Origin of the sequence: Burkholderia sp. MSh2 (assembly GCF_000731655.1) — a bacterium.
GTDB classification, from domain to species: domain Bacteria; phylum Pseudomonadota; class Gammaproteobacteria; order Burkholderiales; family Burkholderiaceae; genus Burkholderia; species Burkholderia paludis.
Window position 1 is genome coordinate 1 of sequence record NZ_JPGM01000109.1, and the last position, 16,229, is coordinate 16,229.

The 16,229-nt window shown below is 62.3% G+C and carries 17 protein-coding genes and 2 pseudogenes; 7 read left to right on the plus strand and 12 right to left on the minus strand.

What is annotated here, in order from left to right:
• Window positions 1–184: 184 nt before the first annotated feature.
• Window positions 185–1,060, plus strand: a complete 876-nt coding sequence (locus GQ57_RS36830) for a dienelactone hydrolase family protein (RefSeq protein WP_031399775.1) — start codon at window positions 185–187, stop codon at window positions 1,058–1,060.
• A gap of 54 nt (window positions 1,061–1,114) precedes the next feature.
• Here GQ57_RS36830 and GQ57_RS36835 read toward each other — a convergent pair whose 3' ends face one another.
• On the minus strand, window positions 1,115–1,984 hold the full coding sequence (locus GQ57_RS36835) for a sulfurtransferase (RefSeq protein ID WP_034200477.1): 870 nt from the start codon (window positions 1,982–1,984) through the stop codon (window positions 1,115–1,117).
• 117 nt (window positions 1,985–2,101) lie between these two features.
• On the minus strand, window positions 2,102–3,208 hold the full coding sequence (locus GQ57_RS36840) for an aromatic ring-hydroxylating oxygenase subunit alpha (protein WP_031399773.1): 1,107 nt from the start codon (window positions 3,206–3,208) through the stop codon (window positions 2,102–2,104).
• Between the two features lie 271 nt (window positions 3,209–3,479).
• On the opposite strand from GQ57_RS36840, the gene GQ57_RS36845 reads away from it, so the two are divergent.
• From GQ57_RS36845 to folE2, 4 genes are all read left to right on the plus strand, one after another.
• A complete protein-coding gene (locus GQ57_RS36845; protein WP_031399772.1) occupies window positions 3,480–3,773 on the plus strand; it encodes an exodeoxyribonuclease VII small subunit in 294 nt (97 codons plus the stop codon).
• Complete coding sequence (locus tag GQ57_RS36850) at window positions 3,770–4,654, plus strand: polyprenyl synthetase family protein (RefSeq protein ID WP_031399771.1); 885 nt, start codon at window positions 3,770–3,772, stop codon at window positions 4,652–4,654. The genes GQ57_RS36845 and GQ57_RS36850 overlap by 4 nt, the downstream gene beginning before the upstream one ends.
• A gap of 85 nt (window positions 4,655–4,739) precedes the next feature.
• Complete coding sequence (gene dxs, locus GQ57_RS36855) at window positions 4,740–6,644, plus strand: 1-deoxy-D-xylulose-5-phosphate synthase (RefSeq protein WP_034200478.1); 1,905 nt, start codon at window positions 4,740–4,742, stop codon at window positions 6,642–6,644.
• Between the two features lie 153 nt (window positions 6,645–6,797).
• Window positions 6,798–7,607 (plus strand): GTP cyclohydrolase FolE2, encoded by an 810-nt coding sequence (gene folE2, locus GQ57_RS36860; protein ID WP_031399769.1) that lies wholly within the window; start codon window positions 6,798–6,800, stop codon window positions 7,605–7,607.
• A 104-nt stretch (window positions 7,608–7,711) separates the two neighbouring features.
• Here the strand turns inward: folE2 and tsaD are convergent, their stop codons facing one another.
• From tsaD to GQ57_RS43235, 8 genes and pseudogenes are all read right to left on the minus strand, one after another.
• The gene (gene tsaD, locus GQ57_RS36865; RefSeq protein WP_034200479.1) at window positions 7,712–8,752 is read right to left on the minus strand and encodes a tRNA (adenosine(37)-N6)-threonylcarbamoyltransferase complex transferase subunit TsaD; all 1,041 of its coding nucleotides are present in this window, start codon (window positions 8,750–8,752) and stop codon (window positions 7,712–7,714) included.
• Between the two features lie 275 nt (window positions 8,753–9,027).
• Window positions 9,028–10,089, minus strand: a complete 1,062-nt coding sequence (locus tag GQ57_RS36870) for a HoxN/HupN/NixA family nickel/cobalt transporter (RefSeq protein WP_031399767.1) — start codon at window positions 10,087–10,089, stop codon at window positions 9,028–9,030.
• A gap of 855 nt (window positions 10,090–10,944) precedes the next feature.
• Window positions 10,945–11,220 (minus strand): Rz1-like lysis system protein LysC, encoded by a 276-nt coding sequence (gene lysC / locus GQ57_RS44510; RefSeq protein ID WP_081896873.1) that lies wholly within the window; start codon window positions 11,218–11,220, stop codon window positions 10,945–10,947.
• Window positions 11,174–11,494, minus strand: coding sequence for a hypothetical protein (locus GQ57_RS36875; RefSeq protein ID WP_034200480.1), 321 nt, complete (start codon window positions 11,492–11,494; stop codon window positions 11,174–11,176). The genes lysC and GQ57_RS36875 overlap by 47 nt, the downstream gene beginning before the upstream one ends.
• Window positions 11,494–11,763 (minus strand): hypothetical protein, encoded by a 270-nt coding sequence (locus GQ57_RS36880; protein WP_034200481.1) that lies wholly within the window; start codon window positions 11,761–11,763, stop codon window positions 11,494–11,496. The genes GQ57_RS36875 and GQ57_RS36880 overlap by 1 nt, the downstream gene beginning before the upstream one ends.
• 20 nt (window positions 11,764–11,783) lie before the next feature.
• A complete protein-coding gene (locus tag GQ57_RS36885) occupies window positions 11,784–12,518 on the minus strand; it encodes a hypothetical protein (RefSeq protein WP_034200482.1) in 735 nt (244 codons plus the stop codon).
• A gap of 301 nt (window positions 12,519–12,819) precedes the next feature.
• Window positions 12,820–12,984: pseudogene (locus GQ57_RS44515) on the minus strand (phage tail tip fiber protein); the annotation flags it as partial.
• Between the two features lie 114 nt (window positions 12,985–13,098).
• The gene (locus GQ57_RS43235) at window positions 13,099–13,506 is read right to left on the minus strand and encodes a TerS protein (protein ID WP_160257589.1); all 408 of its coding nucleotides are present in this window, start codon (window positions 13,504–13,506) and stop codon (window positions 13,099–13,101) included.
• Window positions 13,507–13,614: 108 nt separating this feature from the next.
• Between GQ57_RS43235 and GQ57_RS42710 the strand changes: the two genes are divergently transcribed.
• Complete coding sequence (locus tag GQ57_RS42710; RefSeq protein WP_152603459.1) at window positions 13,615–14,217, plus strand: hypothetical protein; 603 nt, start codon at window positions 13,615–13,617, stop codon at window positions 14,215–14,217.
• Between the two features lie 345 nt (window positions 14,218–14,562).
• Here GQ57_RS42710 and GQ57_RS44040 read toward each other — a convergent pair whose 3' ends face one another.
• A complete protein-coding gene (locus tag GQ57_RS44040) occupies window positions 14,563–14,721 on the minus strand; it encodes an HNH endonuclease (RefSeq protein WP_235215193.1) in 159 nt (52 codons plus the stop codon).
• Window positions 14,722–15,087: 366 nt separating this feature from the next.
• On the minus strand, window positions 15,088–15,486 hold the full coding sequence (locus GQ57_RS42715; protein WP_152603460.1) for a hypothetical protein: 399 nt from the start codon (window positions 15,484–15,486) through the stop codon (window positions 15,088–15,090).
• A gap of 186 nt (window positions 15,487–15,672) precedes the next feature.
• Here GQ57_RS42715 and GQ57_RS44045 point away from each other — a divergent pair.
• Window positions 15,673–16,229, plus strand: a pseudogene (locus GQ57_RS44045) (transposase); the annotation flags it as partial.

Consider the following 16,229-nt stretch of genomic DNA (forward strand, 5'->3'; position numbering starts at 1 on the left):
GGGCCGTATGCGGTTTTCAAATCCCGGAGGGTGGCGGGGACAACGGATTATTGGGCATCTTGTTGGGGTTTCCGTTCGCGGGGGGGGGCCCACCCGCCGCGACATCCGCGCCGCGCGCCGGCGCGATGCCCCGCCATGCCGCGTCGGAGATCGCGGCGGCGGCACCCAATCGAGGAGTGCATTCATGTTGAAACCCGAAGTCGACAGCCTGGTCCCCCACGTTCCGTTCACGCGCCGCAAGTTCATGCAGGCCGCGCTGGGCGGCACCTTCGCGGCGGCCGTGCTGCCCGTGTCGGCGCAGACGGTCACGACCGACAGCGACGGGCTGGACGTCGACACGGTCGAGATCCGCTCGGGCGACGCGAGCGTGCCCGCGTATCGCGCGCAACCGAAGGACAAGACGAACCTGCCCGTCGTCATCGTGATCCACGAGATCTTCGGCGTGCACGCGCACATCGCCGATATCTGCCGCCGCTTCGCGAAGCTCGGCTATCTCGCGATCGCGCCCGACCTTTACGCGCGGCAGGGCAATGCGGCGAAGTATCCGACGATCAAGGATCTGTACGAGAACGTCGTCAGCAAGGTGCCGGACCGGCAGGTCACCGAGGATCTCGATGCGACGGTCGCATGGGCCGGCAGGAACGGCGGCGACCTGGCGCGTCTCGGCGTGGTCGGGTTCTGCTGGGGCGGCCGTCAGTCGTGGCTGTATGCCGAGCACAATCCGCATGTGCGCGCGGCCGTCGCGTGGTACGGGTTCGTGGAAGGCAAGACCGACGAGATGACCCCGTTCAATCCGGTCGACCATGCCGCGTCGCTCAAGGTGCCGGTGCTCGGGCTGTATGGCGAGAAGGACGCGAACATCACGCAGGCGTCGCTCGCCGACATGCGGCGGGCAATCCAGGCGAGCGATTCGAAGCTCGCGCGCGAATCGGAGATCGTCGTGTATCCGGATGCCGGTCACGCGTTCTTTGCCGATTACCGTCCGAGCTATGTGAAGGCGGATGCGGAGGAGAGCTGGAAGCGCGCGATCGCGTGGCTCCGCCAATACGGCGTGATGTAAACGACAAGCGGCGGCACATGCCGCCGCTTCGTTGCGCCTGCGCCGCGTCGGCGCTTACGGCGTCGGGCCGGTTGCGACCGGCCGCGACGGATCGGCGCTCCATTCGCTCCAAGAGCCCGGATACAGCGACGCGCCGTGCAGGCCCGCAATCTCCAGAGCGAGGGCGTTGTGGCACGCGGTGACGCCGGAGCCGCATTGCAGGATCACGCGATTCGGTTCGGTGCCGGCGAGCACGGCGGAAAATGCCTCGCGCAATTCATGGCCGGTCTTGAAGCGGCCGTCGGCGGCCAGGTTGTCCTTGAAGAAGCGATTGCGCGCGCCGGGGATGTGGCCGCCCACGGGATCGACAATTTCGTTTTCGCCGCGGTAGCGATCCGGTGCGCGCGCATCGATCACGATGCGCGTGGGTGCGCTCAGGTTCGCGAGCACGGCTGCCGCGTCGACCGTCGATTCGAGAGGCGTGGCCGCGCGGAAGTCGCCGGCGATCGGCTGCGGCACGTCGGTCGACAGTGCGTGGCCCGCCGCTTGCCAGGCCTGCAGGCCGCCGTCGAGCACGGCGACCGAATCGTGGCCGAGCCAGCGCAGCATCCACCACAGGCGCGCCGCATAGGAGCCGCCTTGCGCGTCGTATGCGACGACCTGTTGGCCTTGCTTGAGGCCGCGACTGGCGAGCAGCGTGGCGAGCGCGTCGCGGGTCGGCAGCGGATGGCGGCCGTTGGTGCCCGTCTTGCGGCCGGACAGGTCGCGATCGAGATGAAGGTACTGTGCGCCGGGAATATGACCGGCCGCATACGCGGCTTCGCCCGTGGTGGGGTCGATGAGATCGAAGCGGCAGTCGAACAGCGCGACGCTGTCGGGCGCTGCCGCCAGGCGCTCGGCGAGATTGGCGGCGGAGATGAGCGTGGTGTAGTGGGTGTGTGGCATGACGGCTCCGTGGAGTGCAATTGGCCTGATACTCCAAGTCTAAACAAAAAAAGACGGGCCGAAGCCCGTCTTTTCGTCTGCCGGTTGAGGTGCGGCGTCAAGATGCCGCACCGGCCGTCAGATCTCGCCGAGGTGGCGGCGCAGGAACTCGTGGAAGTGCTGCATGCCGTCTTCCATCGGGCTCTGGTACGGCCCGACCTGCGATTCGCCGCGCGCCATCAGCGCCCGGCGGCCTGCATCCATTCGCATGGCGATCTCGTCGTCCTCGATGGCCGTTTCCATATAGGCGGCGCGCTCGGCCTCGACGAATTCGCGTTCGAACAGCGCGATTTCCTCGGGGTAATAGAACTCGACGATGTTGGTCGTCTTCTGCGGGCCGCGCGGGATCAGCCACGACACCACGAGCACGTGCGGATACCACTCGATCATCAGGCCCGGGTAATAGACCATCCAGATCGCACCGAACTCCGGCGGCACGCCGTTGCGGAACTTCAGCACCTGCTCGTGCCATTTCTGGTAAGTCGCGCTGCCCGGTTTCGCGAGGGCGTTGTGCACGCCGACCGTCTGCACGCTGTACCAGTCGCCGAACTCCCACTTGAGATCGTCGCACGACACGAAACTGCCGAGGCCCGGGTGGAACGGGACGACGTGGTAATCCTCGAGGTAGACCTCGATGAACGTCTTCCAGTTGTAATCGCACTCGTGCACTTCGACGTGATCGAAGTGGTACTCGGAGAAGTCGAAGTGATGCTTTGTGCCGAGGTTGGCGAGGTCGCGCGCGACGTTCCGGCCTTCGGCCTCGAACAGCAGCCCCTGCCAGTGCTGCAGCGGGCTCTTGCCGAGATTCAGGCAGGGCTTGTCGGGGAAATGCGGTGCCCCGAGCAACTCGCCTTCCAGATCGTACGTCCAGCGGTGCAGCGGGCACACGATGTTCTGCGTGTGTCCGCGCCCGTTGAGCATGATGGCCTGCCGGTGGCGGCAGACGTTCGACAGCAGTTCGATCTGGTTCGCCGGGTTGCGGACCAGCACGCGGCCTTCCTGCTCGGAAGGCAGCGCAAAATAATCCCCCGCCTCGGGCACCATCAACTCGTGCCCGACGTAACGAGGTCCTTTCTTGAAGAGGGTTTCGATCTCGCGCTGGAGCAGCGCCTCATCGAAGTATGCAGTGACTGGAAGCTGGCTGTGAGCCGACTTCAACTGAAGCGCATCGCTCAGATTGGACATTCCCACTCCCGGTGTTAGCGTGAAAGCAGTGAACAACCCAACCATCGAAAAATCGATTTAGGGAAACGGGGAATTATACCCGGATCGCCTCGTAAGGCTAGGATTAAGTGCCTGATTTGTGTCAATTTTTTGTCGGGCGGCCCATGGGCGGCGCACAATGTATGGCGGAGATGGGGCCGGAAGATGTACCCGGGTGCCCACGACGGCAGGTCGGAAAATTCTCTTTTGCCGTAGAATGTCCGACTTGTTTTGAAATTTGACACCCTCGTCCATGGCGAAAACCGCATCCCCAGGCGCCGCGCCGCCCGACAATGGCACCGAACCGTTGCCGGACAATTACGAGACGGCGCTCGCGGAACTCGAGACGCTGGTTGCCCGGATGGAAGGCGGCGCGTTGAGCCTCGAGGATTCACTGACGGCATACCGCCGCGGTGCGACCCTCGTTGCGTTTTGCCAACAGCAGCTTGAGAAAGTGGAGCAACAGGTTCGCGTGCTGGATGGCGCGACGCTGAAGCCGCTTTCGTCCGGAACGGCCGCCACGGACGGCGAAGACGACGATCTATGACATTCGAACAATGGATGCGGTCCGTGCTGGACCGTGTCGAGGACGCTCTCGGCCACTATCTGCCCGCTGAAACCGCGGTGCCGACGCAACTCCACGAGGCGATGCGCTACGCAGTCCTCGGCGGCGGCAAACGCGTCCGTCCGCTGCTGTGCCATGCAGCGGGCGAACTGACCGGCGCGACGGAAGCGGCGCGCAATGCGGCGGCCGCGGCACTGGAGATGATCCACGTCTATTCGCTCGTGCACGACGACATGCCGTGCATGGACGACGACGCGCTGCGTCGCGGCAAGCCGACCGTGCACGTGCAGTACGACGAGCCCACGGCGCTGCTCGTCGGCGACGCGCTGCAGTCGCAGGCTTTCGTGGCGCTGACCGACGCCGCCGCGCTGTCGCCCGTACAACAGGCGGCGCTCGTGCGCGAGCTGGCACTCGCGAGCGGCTCGATCGGCATGGCCGGCGGGCAGGCGATCGACCTGGCGAGCGTCGGCCTCAAGCTGACGCGCGAGCAGCTCGAAACGATGCACCGGATGAAGACGGGCGCACTGCTGCGCGCGGCCGTGCGGATGGGCGCGCTGGCCGGCGAAACGCCGTCGGCGGAAACGATGGCGGCGCTGGATGTCTACGCGGGGGCCGTGGGTCTGGCCTTCCAGGTCGTCGACGATATTCTCGACGTCACGACCGATTCGGCGACGCTCGGCAAGACCGCCGGCAAGGACGCGGCGAACGACAAGCCCACCTATGTATCGATCCTCGGACTCGAGGCGTCGCGCGAGCTGGCAGCGCAGCTGCGCGCCGAAGCGCACGATGCGCTGAAACCGTTCGGCGCACGCGCTCAGCGTCTCGCCGAACTTGCCGACCTGGTGGTAAACCGGGTCAGCTGACGCGAAAGCCCGCCGCCGCGCACTCGCTCTGCATGGTGCGTGCAACAGAATGCGGGCGCGTTTGATTTCCTACAATGGAACGACGATGTACGACTTGCTGAAAACCATCGACGACCCGGCGGATTTGCGCCGCCTCGATCGTCGCCAACTGCAACCGCTCGCGGATGAACTGCGCGCGTTCGTGCTCGACAGCGTATCGAAGACGGGCGGCCATTTGTCGTCCAACCTCGGGACGGTCGAGCTGACGATCGCGTTGCATTACGTGTTCAACACGCCGAACGATCGCATCGTCTGGGACGTGGGCCACCAGACCTACCCGCACAAGATCCTGACGGGTCGCCGCGACCAGATGCACTCGCTGCGTCAGCAGGACGGCATTTCGGGTTTCCCGCGCCGTTCGGAGTCCGAATACGACACGTTCGGCACTGCGCACTCGAGCACGTCGATCTCGGCCGCGCTCGGCATGGCGATCGGCAGCCAGCTGAACGGCGACGATCGCTTCTCGATCGCCGTGATCGGCGACGGCGCGATGACGGCCGGCATGGCGTTCGAGGCGATGAACAACGCCGGCGTGTCGGAAGACGCGAAGGTGCTCGTGATCCTGAACGACAACGACATGTCGATCTCGCCGCCGGTCGGCGCGCTGAATCGCCATCTCGCACGCCTGATGTCGGGCCGCTTCTACGCGGCTGCGCGCGCGGGCGTCGAGCGCGTGCTGAGCGTTGCGCCGCCGGTGCTCGAACTCGCGCGCAAGCTCGAGGAGCACGCGAAGGGCATGGTCGTGCCGGCCACGCTGTTCGAAGAGTTCGGCTTCAACTACATCGGCCCGATCGACGGTCACGATCTCGATTCGCTGATCCCGACGCTGCAGAACATCCGCGAACTGCGCGGCCCGCAGTTCCTGCACGTGGTGACGAAGAAAGGCCAGGGCTACAAGCTCGCCGAAGCCGATCCCGTGCTCTACCACGGCCCCGGCAAGTTCAATCCGGCCGAAGGCATCAAGCCGTCCGCTACGCCCGCGAAGAAGTCGTACACGCAGGTGTTCGGCGAGTGGCTGTGCGATGAAGCCGAGCGCGATACGCGCGTCGTCGGCATTACGCCCGCGATGCGCGAAGGCTCGGGCATGGTCGAGTTCGAGAAGCGCTTCAAGGATCGCTACTACGACGTCGGCATCGCCGAGCAGCACGCGGTGACGTTCGCGGGTGGCCTCGCGACCGAAGGGCTCAAGCCCGTCGTCGCGATCTACTCGACGTTCCTGCAGCGTGCGTACGATCAACTGATTCACGACGTCGCGCTGCAGAACCTGCCGGTCGTGTTCGCGATCGACCGCGCGGGCCTCGTCGGCGCGGACGGCGCGACGCACGCGGGCGCGTACGATCTCGCGTTCATGCGCTGCATCCCGAACATGACGGTCATGGCGGCGTCCGACGAGAACGAATGCCGCCAGATGCTGCACACGGCGCTGCAACAGCCGAACCCGACGGCGGTGCGTTATCCGCGTGGCGCGGGTACGGGCGTGCCGACGGTGAAGGAATTCACCGAGATCCCGCTCGGCAAGGGTGAAGTGCGTCGCCGCACGTCGCAGACGGAAGGCAAGCGTGTCGCGATTCTCGCGTTCGGCACGATGGTCGCTCCGTCGCTCGTCGCAGGCGAAGAGCTCGATGCCACCGTCGCGAACATGCGCTTCGTGAAGCCGGTCGACGCGGCGCTCGTGCGCGAACTCGCCGAGACGCACGACTACCTCGTCACGGTCGAGGAAGGCTGCGTGATGGGTGGCGCGGGCTCGGCCTGCGTGGAAGCCCTGATGGAGAGTGGGGTTATCCGACCCGTACTACAATTGGGCCTCCCTGACCTGTTCATCGATCATGGCGATCCCGCGAAGCTGCTGTCGCAATGCGGCCTCGACGGCGCGGGTATCGCGAAATCGATTCGCGAACGCTTCCTGAGCCCGGCGGCCGATGTCGCCGATCAGGCCAAGCGCGTCGCGTAAGCCGTCGCCGCCTGCGGGCGGCGCCGGTGCGACTGGCGTAACCGGTCTTCATTGATGCGGAAAACATGGGCCTGCGGGCCCATGTTGCTTTTCCGGCTGCCGCATATGCGGTGTGCGCGTCGTCGGACGCGCGGCTTACAAGGATTGAACAAGATGAACCAGATGAATCCCGCCTTCGTGATGCCGGACGTGCAGAGCACGGTGGATACCCGTCAGATTCCGATTCAGCGCGTAGGCGTGAAGGCGGTCCGGCATCCGTTGACGGTGTGTACCGAAAGCGGCGACGTGCAGCCGACCGTCGGCGTCTGGAACCTCGACGTCCGCCTGCCGGCCGACCAGAAGGGCACGCACATGTCGCGCTTCGTCGCGCTGCTCGAGGAAAACCGCGCGCCGCTGACGGTCGAGCGCTTCCGCGCAATGCTGGCGTCGATGCTCGAGAAGCTCGAGGCCGAGGCGGGCCGCATCGAGGTCACGTTCCCGTATTTCGTGAACAAGACGGCGCCGGTGTCCGGTGTGCAGAGCCTGCTCGATTATGAAGTGACGCTCGCGGGCGAAAGCCGCAACGGCGAGACGCGCCTGTTCCTGAAGGTGCTCGTGCCCGTGACGAGCCTGTGCCCGTGCTCGAAGAAGATCTCGCAATACGGCGCGCACAACCAGCGTTCGCACGTGACGATCGACGCGGAGCTGGCGGCCGACCTGCCGGTCGAGGCGCTGATCCGCATCGCGGAAGAAGAGGCGTCGTGCGAGCTGTGGGGCCTGCTGAAGCGTCCGGACGAGAAGTTCGTCACCGAGCGCGCGTACGAGAACCCGAAGTTCGTCGAGGATCTCGTGCGCGACGTCGCGCAGCGTCTCGATGCGGACGAGCGCGTGGCCGCGTACGTGCTCGAGGCCGAGAACTTCGAGTCGATCCACAATCACAGCGCGTATGCGCTGATCGAACGCGACAAGCGGCAGGCGGCATAACGCCGCGGCGTTTTGTCGCGCCGATGAAAAATGGCCGCTCGTTTTCGAGCGGCCATTTTGTTTTTGCCCGACCGCTACGTGCGCGGGCGGGCGCGCGCCGCGGGTCAGCGCGCGAGCGACGCGAGATCCCAGCGCGGCTTCACCGTGAACGCGTAGTCGGCATTCGCCTGCTCGGGCCAGCGGCCGAGCCGCAAGGCGCCCGCAAGCGCGATCATCGCGCCGTTGTCGGTGCAGAGCGCAAGATCGGGGTAGTGCACGTCGAAGCCGCGCTTCACGGCGGCGGCCGACAGCGCGGTGCGCAACTGGCGGTTCGCGCCGACGCCGCCCGCGACCACGAGGCGCTTGAGCTTCGTTTTCTTCAGCGCGGCGAGCGACTTCGCGACCAGCACGTCGACGGCCGCGTCGACGAAGCCGCGTGCGAGGTCGGCCTTTGCGCGGTCGAGCGCTTCGCCTTCGAGCCCGGCCGCCTCGAACTTCTTCATCTGCGTGAGCACGGCCGTCTTCAGGCCGCTGAAACTGAAGTCGAGATCGCCCGAATGCAGCATTGGACGCGGCAGCACGACCGCGCCCGGCGTGCCCGTTTCGGCGAGCTTCGACACTTCAGGGCCGCCCGGGTAGCCGAGCCCGATCAGCTTGGCCGTCTTGTCGAACGCCTCGCCGGCCGCATCGTCGAGCGTTTCGCCGAGCGTTTCGTACACGCCGACGTCGGTCACGCGCATCAGCTGCGTGTGGCCGCCGGACACCAGCAGCGCGACGAACGGGAACGGCGGCGGCGCGTCGACGAGCAGCGGCGACAACAGGTGGCCTTCGAGGTGATGGATGCCGACGGTCGGCTTGTTCCAGGCGAGCGCGAGTGCATTCGCGATGCTCGCGCCGACCAGCAGCGCGCCGGCGAGGCCGGGGCCCTGCGTGAACGCGATCGCGTCGATGTCGTCGCGGCGCGTGCCGCTTTGCGCCATCACCTCCTCGAGCAGCGGCAGCGCGCGGCGGATGTGGTCGCGCGACGCGAGTTCGGGCACGACGCCGCCGTAGTCGCGGTGCATCGCGATCTGCGAATGGAGCGCGTGCGCGAGCAGGCCGCGCTGCGTGTCGTAGAGCGCGAGGCCGGTTTCGTCGCAGGAGCTTTCTATGCCGAGAACGAGCATGGGTGCGGGCGGGCGCGCCGGGTCGGACGCGCCGCGGGAAGGTCAACGTAACAGGAAAGTATAGCAGGCGAGGGCCGCCCGCCGCTGGCGGCGGCCCGGGCGGAAGCCGCCGGGCGCGGGTGCGGGCGGTGCGCCCAGGCGGGGAGCGGGGGGGCGCCGCTGGCCGTCGATGCCCGGTCGAGGCACGCCCGATGGGTGGCGACGCATCGCGCCTGGCAGGCATCTGTCGCTGCCGGACCGGGCGGAGGAAGCCGCCCGTCGGTTCCGTCGATCGGTCAGGTGGGCGTGTTCAACGGCACTTCATCGAAGCGCTTCACCCGGTAGATGACGATCGACACGATCCAGCTGGCCGCGAAGATGCCGATGATGATATAGCCGAGCATGCCGAAGTTGTCGTTGAGCGTTCCGATCGCATCCCATGGCGAACCCTTCAGGTTCAGCTGATCGGCGAGCAGGCCCAGCGCCTCGATGCCGCCGATGACGAGCGCGACCACGATCGACACGAGCGTGATCGTCATGTTGTAGTAGATCTTGCGCAGCGGCTTCTGGTAGGCCCAGCCGTAGGCGCCGAGCATCAAGTGGCCGTCGAGCGTGTCGACGAGCGACATGCCGGCGCTGAACAGCACGGGAAAGACCATGATGGCCCACGGCGACAAGCCCTTCGCGGCCTGGGTCGCGGCGATGCCGAGCAGGCTGATCTCGGTCGCCGTGTCGAAACCGAGGCCGAACAGGAAGCCGATCGGATACATGTGCCAGCTGCGCGTCACGAGCCGGAACAGCGGCCGGAAGAGGCGCGCGAGGAAGCCGCGATCGGCGAGCAGCATGTCGAAATCGTCGTCGACGTAGGCTCCGCCGCTGCGGACGTGGCGCCAGGCGCGGTAGATGCCGCGCAGGATCATGAAGTTCATCAGCGCGAGCGCGAACAGGAAAAACGCCGAGACCGCCGTGCCGATGATGCCGCCGATTGCCTTGAAATTGTCGAAGCGGCTCTGGATCGCCGTGGTCGCGACCGCAACGGCGATCGACGCGAGCACGACGACGGTCGAATGGCCGAGCGAGAAGAAGAAGCCGACCGCGACCGGGCGTTTCTTTTCCTGCATCAGCTTGCGCGTGACGTTGTCGATTGCGGCGATGTGGTCGGCGTCGACTGCGTGACGCAGCCCGAAGCCGTAGGCGAGCATGGCGGTGCCGAGCAGTACCGGATAGTTGTGGAAAGCCACCAGCGCCCACACCCACGCCAGCACGTTGATGGCGATCAGGACGCCATAGATGCCCAGCAACTTTCGTCGCACACTCGTGTTCGAGTCGTTGAAAATCTGAGTGAATCGGTCAAGCATCGTGAATCTCCCGGAAGGCACGCGTTCCGAACGGTGACGGGGCAGGCGGCATAACGAGGTCTGGCTTCGGGATCGGCATGCAATGGCATGCGCCGTCCCGACACAGTGGCGCGACCGTACCGGATTCTCACCGGTTTCCCGTTGTGCCCGCATCGAATAAAACCAGCTCCGCTTATACCTTGCAGTAAAGGAAAAGTCGATTCCGTTTGTCGCGGCGGCCAATTCCATTTCTTTCAAATCACATTCTTTTATTTCGCATTGGCTTACTGTGTCATTCGGGACGCTCGACTGGATATTCGGCGTGACGTGATTGCGCGGCGTCATTTCCGAGTCATCGTTTCTGTGTGTCATGCGCGTCGTTCGTTTCCGCAAGGTCGGCGGCCTGATCGGATCGATCGTAGTCCTGATGAGTGGATTGCGTTCGCACGTTTCGAGGTTGCGCGTACATGATCCCGATTCGGCATTCGAGGCGGGGTCTCTCGCAACGCTGCGCCCGCCGCGAAAAATGCATGACCGGAGTGCCCGCCCGGCTCGCGAGGCCGGCCGAGGGGCGGGCGTTGCGTCATGACCGCCCGCCTCACGTTCCGCGTACGCCACCGCCTGCAGATCGACGCCGCGCGACGATCCGGGCGTTGCGTTCTCCGCCATCGCATGTATCATTCGCCCTTCCTCAAGACATTCATCCGCCACCTGACTCTAAGTGGCTGATAAATCTGCAAATTTCCCTGACTCTTGCAAAGCTCCTGAACAATCCGCGCCATGGAAACCTATGACATCGCGTATGCCATTGATTTTAAACGATATTTTCGCAGTCTCTGAGGGCGAGTGTACTGGCAATGTGTCCTACTACGGAAACTAACGCGCTGCTCCTATTTTCCATGCTCGCAACGCTGCCTTGTCGCGCCAGTCGCAAGCCTCCATCGCAGCCCGTTCATTAATCAGGGCTTGGGCCAAGTCGGCTACCGTCTTACCCGCCGGTCTCGGCGCATGGGCGCAATCCTGTAAGTACGCGTCCGGAATCCCTCCCGAACTCCCCGCAGCACACCCCGCCAGTAGGGCCGTAACCAGTACGGCCAAACCTCCGTTAATTCCCCTCATCCGACTCCCCGTAGATAGCGTCCCAAACCGCATCAGGGACAACCGTTTCTGCTACGGCAGGGTTGCCCTTGATCGCCGACGCCAGCCGGTCTGAGGCCGCCTTAGCTCGTTCCTGCGCCTTCTTTTCTGCGATCTTCTGGGCGTCGAGTGCGCGGGAGTACCCGTCCCGTTCCCGTGTGACCTCATCAACCTTGCCCTGTAGCTCAATTGCCCGGATGTGTTCGTGCTTCGCATAGAGGCCCGCACCGGCTGCGCATACCGCAGCAACCAGAAACAGGGCCGCGAGTAGTTGATCGATTCCGCGCATTAGTCGTCTTTCTTCGGGGTTGGTTGGTCGCCTAGCTTGCGCCACAGGGTCCAGTCCTTGTCGATCAAACCGCGCATGAGGGCTACGGCCGTGCGGGCGACGCGGGGCATAGCGCCCCAGATATAGCAGGCCGACAGGACAATCGAAGCAATCGCCGCGTAGGTACTGAGCGGGAGAGTAGTGAGGCCGTATAGGGCCGTCCCAGTTGTGACCGTGACCTTACCGGCCGATGCGGCGGCACTGTCGGCCGCCTCTTGAAAAATTCCCATCTTCTCCTTGTGTGTCGTTGCTACAGAACGCCGGTCATGTCCAGCACCATAAATCGGTAGTGCATGCACTCGCGGTAGCACGTAATGTTGGGCGGGTTGCCGCCGTTGTAGCGATGAAGTTCCCATGTGACTACGCCGCCTGAGACGCCAACCGCACTCATTTCTGCGATGTCCCAAAGGCGCTGATTGCTGTTCGTGGAACCGCTGATGTAGTGCGCGGGCCACATGCAGCCGATTGCTACGGGGCGGCCGTAGTCGTATGTTTGCGCCGCACCTTGAGGAAATCTGGTGACTGTCCAACCGTAGTCGGGGAGGTACTGTCCGGACACAACGTCAAGAATCTTGCAGAAGGGTTGTGATGCGTCCGCGATCAACGTGCCATTTGGGGAGAACACCTGCAACCCGAAGCGCGACGAAGGGACAGGCACACGGGAATACACAAACAGGTGAACGGTGGTCTGCGCCGCAGTAATCAATCGAACCGTGTACAGGTTCCCGTCGCGTTTGAAGTCCCACGGCGTGACCATTATTCCGCTATCTGCTGTAAAGGCCCACAGTGGGGGTTGGTCCGAGCGGAAAGTAAATGAACAAAGCCAAAACGTACCCGTGTATTGAATACTCGCGTTGTTAATGACAGTGGGGATATTGGTCTGTTGAGAGACAGCGGAAAGGCTCGCAGTGAGTTGGTAGTTTGGTGTAGAGCCGTCGATCTGGAACAGTCCAGAATCCGTGAATGCCTGAAACCCTACCGACATCAAAACACCCCGTACACTAGCCAGCCCTTTACGGGCGACCGCCAGCCATCGCTAGTAACGCTATACCGCCAACGCACCCCGTTTGCGTCGATGTCAATAATTGGTACAGGTACGTTCATGCTGATGTGCCAAAACAAAAAGTCCGGCATGAATGACCACCACGGCGTACCGTCCGAGAGGTTCGCGCCGATAGCTCCGTCGTTTCCGTCGATACGCACCATATCCTTGATGCGGCCACAGCGCGTACTACCGTCTAGGACGAGACGCCCGGAGGCGTCCCATAGTTGCAGCCCTACGGACATTAGTAGAACCCCAGTCGATACCGGAGCGTGTTGTTAGCGTCGAATCCACGCACGCCGTTGCTGTCAATGTTCAATCGGTTTCCTTGTCCATCCGTATTGTTGATTTCGAACCAGCCACTTTTATCAAGTCGCCATCCCTGCCGCCCAGCTACGTAGTTGGCCGACTAGAGCGCCTTCCGGAACACGGAGGTAACGCTCACAGAACGCAATTACGCGCTCGCCGCGAGTCTGGGGGATTGTCTGCTTGAGTGGGCCGGGGCTTACTGGGTCGCGAATCCTCAATGCGTCAGACCGGGGATTAGCCCGTCATCTGCCTGGGATGCGTTGTGGATGGCTCCGCGTGCTGCTTGCTCTGCGCCTAGCTTCTTGCCGGCGTCCTGGCTGCGGCCTACGGTTGCCTCTGCGTGGACATGGAGAGCGCGAGAAAGAGCGACTGCGCGGCGCGTGAGTGTCTCAAGCAGGTTGTGCTTGGGATTCACGACCGGCGTGCCGCGTGCGTTCTCCAGAATGTCTCCCTCGTCCTCAAGTTCGAGACTGAGGCGAGAGATATCGGCTTGGGTGCGGGCCAGATTAGCCGCTAGGGCTAAGTCAGCGTTGTTCCAGGTCGTAGCGGCACGGGCCTGCACAATTGCATCCCAGTAGGGCCAATCGTCATCAAGTAAGCGGATATGGTCAGGCGGCTTCATCGGGCCGGATGCTGCGGCCTGGGTAGCAGCTACAGCGGTCGTAGTGCTATCAGAGCGAGTTCTCAAATTGTTTCTGCTGCCTGTAGAATTGTCCGGACACGGGGAGAAATGATGGGAATCGAGAGACCGCTGCAAGACTTGGAAGATGCTCGGGCGCATCTGGAAGAAATGCGCGGAGCAAAGACATTTCCTGCATTTGATCGTGCTTGGGTAAGTGTGCTAATGGACCTATCGCGTGCTTGGCATCGCACGCAAAGCTGTGTGAAACCGCACCCGGAGGTGAAAGGGCATCAAACCATGCGTGATGCACTTGCCCTGATCGGAGACGATGGGGATCAACTGCTTGTCTACCTGCGGATGGCCCGAAATGCGAAGGAACACGGGCTGGTCGACATCACGCGGCATGAACCTGGAGGCCTAGCGATAAATCCGCCAAAGGGTGAACGAGGTCTGTATATCCGGCACATGGAGATAAAGGCTGGCCGCATGGTCTTGGACGCACCCAAAGGGGCCGAAGTGGTGTTTCGGGCGGGACGAGTGATTCCCGCTGCGTTCGAGGCGTTTGGGAAGGAGTATTTCCCGCCACTGTTCCATCTGGGGAACCCTGTAGACGGGTTCGATGCGATAGCGTTAGCAGAAGCCGGGATTGCGTACTACGACACCGTGATCCGCGAAATTGGTCAGCTATTGGCGGCAGTCGAGCCGGCCTAATATTGGGCTACGCGTGTACGCGTGCGCGCACAACGAAAGCTTACGGACTGTTTAGAGCGATTCCAGGCCGATCCCTGAGAGCTAGGGCGTTATCGGCGGAAATTTTTGCAGTTAGGGATATTTCGACACTGACCCGCCGGTGTCGGCGGAAAACGTCTCCGCAAATCACCATACCCCCGCCTGCATCACATGCGGGATAGCCTGTCAATGGAAAATCTCGGGAATTTGATATTTATTTTCGGATGTGAGTATCATTGATAGCTCATTGTGGTTATCACTGGGACAACCACTGTAGCTACACTGATTCATCACTGGGGAGTCTAGCTATTCCGTAGATCACTGCGCCTATGGCTTATTCCAATGATGAGAGCTATCCATAGGTAACCCATCTAGTGAGCTACCAGACTTCAAGACATAACGTCTATCCGTAGCTGTTTTCTTCTTATGGCAGTCTATGCAGAGCAATTGCATATTCTCATCGTCATTAGTTCCACCATCCTCCAAAGAGGTGATGTGGTCTACTTCACCAATGCGTACAGCTATTCCGCATCTTTGGCAAATATAGTTATCTCTAAGCCTAATGCGTCTGCGTTGATTAACGCCTGCTTCGCCTCTAAGACGAGAACTTCTAGTGATCGTCTGGATAGCTCAATCTCCTCGCTCGCTTCGCTCGCTCGGATAGAACTACCGTGCGTATTCGTGGGATGAACAGGGTTCGCCTTGCACGTACCTGGGGCATCATTGGCGGCTAGCCTATAGCCAGCCTTCCATCGGGCATGCCTACCCATCGGGGAGGGGCGTCCTCTCCTAAGCTGCGTCCTATTTTATATCGTGAAATGCATGCGACAGGACCCTTGCTGTGTCTGTGTTTCAGCCACGTCCAGGAGCGCAGTGGTTGCAGGTGACGCTGCCTGCGTCCATCACACGGAGACATTGCGGACAGGCTCTTGCAACTAGCGCAGATGCATCGCTAGCACTAGGTGAGGCGGGCTCCTCTTTTATCTCTTTCCAACCTCGCTGCAAATAGCGTTTCGCAAGCATGTCTGATGCAAATCCGCCAATGGTTGCTTGGATCAAGAAAGCAACAAGGATAAGTGCGGGATGTATCGCAATTAACACGCAGGAAATTAGAAATTCCGCAAGGGCGCATCCCCAAATTCCTTTAACTGCGAAATACAGAGGTCCAAATATTATTGCGGCCACGCCAGAGGCTGTAGGATTGATGGTTTCTCGATAACCATTCGCAGGGTTTTCAAAAGTGCGTGTCATGTATTTCCCCGTAGAACAAACGGGGACCGTACACGTTTCTTACATTCCTGTCAAATCTGACGGGAGAACCACACAACCTTGCCGACAATCTCAAAATCGAATTCGTTTTCATCAGGCCTCACGGTAATACCCCCGGCCAGTAAGCGGGATCGGAAGTAGAATTTTCAGCAAAGGGAGTTCTACGCAATGAAGAAGTCGAAGTTCACGGATAGCCAGATCATGGATGCGCTCAAGCGGGCGGAGTCCGGGCTGGCGGTGCCGGAGATTTGTCGGGAGCTGGGTATCAGCACGGCGACCTTTTACAACTGGCGCGGCAAGTACGGCGGCATGGACGTGTCGCTGATGGCTCGCATGAAGGAACTGGAGGCGGAGAACGCACGACTGCGCAAGATGTACGTCGAAGAGAAGATCAAGGCGGAGATCGTCGCAGAGGCGCTGGCAAAAAAAGACTGAGGCCATCTTCTCGCCGCGAGATGGCCAGGGACGCAGTAGCACGCCGGGGGGTGTCGATCCGGCTTGCATGCGAGGCATTTGGCGTAAGCCAGACGTGCTACCGCTATGAGCGAAAGCGCAATGCAGAGAACGAACAGATCGCCGACTGGTTGCTGAGACTGACCGACAACCACCGTAACTGGGGATTCGGGCTGTGTTTCCTGTACCTGCGCAACGTGAAGGGCTTCGGGTGGAATCATAAGAGGATCTACCGCATCTATCGCGAGCTCGAGCTGCATCTGCATCACAGG